This window comes from Gluconacetobacter aggeris, from assembly GCF_014174395.1.
Classification (GTDB): domain Bacteria; phylum Pseudomonadota; class Alphaproteobacteria; order Acetobacterales; family Acetobacteraceae; genus Gluconacetobacter; species Gluconacetobacter aggeris.
The window spans coordinates 1-1,118 of sequence record NZ_JABEQD010000043.1 but is presented as its reverse complement, the minus strand read 5'-3'; the positions used below and the strand labels follow the sequence as shown (position 1 = coordinate 1,118).

3 protein-coding genes are annotated in these 1,118 nt (G+C 63.4%); all 3 read right to left on the bottom strand.

The genetic code is table 11. The features are described from left to right. Window positions 1-610 (bottom strand): hypothetical protein (locus tag HLH36_RS19440; protein WP_182987921.1); only part of this gene is annotated, 610 nt, incomplete at its 3' end. Next, a complete protein-coding gene (locus HLH36_RS19435) occupies window positions 607-810 on the bottom strand; it encodes a hypothetical protein (protein ID WP_182987920.1) in 204 nt (67 codons plus the stop codon). The genes HLH36_RS19440 and HLH36_RS19435, both read right to left, overlap by 4 nt. Window positions 811-952: 142 nt before the next feature. Beyond that, window positions 953-1,105, bottom strand: a complete 153-nt coding sequence (locus tag HLH36_RS19430) for a helix-turn-helix domain-containing protein (RefSeq protein ID WP_182987878.1) — start codon at window positions 1,103-1,105, stop codon at window positions 953-955. Window positions 1,106-1,118 lie beyond the last annotated feature (13 nt).

Genomic DNA, 1,118 nt, shown 5'->3' with positions numbered 1-1,118 from the left:
CGCTCATTTCGGTCAGCCAGGACACAGCCGCAGCGCGCACTTTGGCCATCCAGGGGGCAATGTAATGCGGTTGGATGACGGGGCATCTGCGGAAAATGCTCTCGACGCGCGAGAGGCCGGGACGAAGCGCCTCGGCCTTCTGGTCGATAGGCAGATCGCTCCCGGTGACCTCATCCGCAATTTCGACACCCAGACAGGCAAGATTGAGGCGAAAGCGATCGGTCCTGTCATCATAGGACCAAGGGTCGCCCGGCAACGCCGCATCAAGCTCGGACGGCTCGATATCGACGGTGGCTTCTGCCTGAGACATGAGTTGCCGACGGGGGCGCGTCATGTCCCGAACCGTGCGGTCGTGGATGGCGGCCCACCGATGGCAAGTCTGCCGCGCCGCCTCCAGCGACCCGACAGGACCGATCATCGACCAGGTGTCGTCGCCGAAGACCACACATGGCGCGTAGACAGGTACAGCGTCCCCATCCATTTCCAGCACCCACAGGTGCATGACCGAGCCCCAGTCGATGATCGCTTCGGGGACGATGTCCTGTGGCGCCTCCTTCCCACTGCTCAGATAAGGCACGGGCAGTTTCATCTGACGCGTGCGTTTGCTCATCGCGCAGCCCTCCCGGCCTCGATGGCAGCACTGGCGGCGGCGATCGACGGAAAGAGGACCGGCAGCCGGCAACCCGGCATCAGCACCCCGACGCGCGGCTCACCATCGGGACGGCAGGCGTCGGACAGGAGGATCAGGCGGGGCACACTTCCCCCACTGCGGACGCACTTCGGGCGCCCGCGCTTTTTCAAGCTCGGCATGGCACTTTTCCTATGTGCCAACCGCGATTTTTTCTGGACGAGCGGCCCGACGAACCGTATCAATCGAGGTGTTCGGTAGCCTCAATCGATAAGCCTTCAACGGGACGCCGGTCTGCAAATCGCAGGCTGGCGTTTTTCCGTTTCAGGCGGCGCTGGTGCGGGACAGCGACGCGATCCAGGTACGATAGCTTTCGGCCGTGATGCGCGTGGCATTGCCGATTTTGACGCGCTCCAGCGCGCCCCGCCGCATCAGTCGATTGACCGTGGTGCGGCTTATCCCTGCATCTTGGGCAATCTGCTCAACCCGA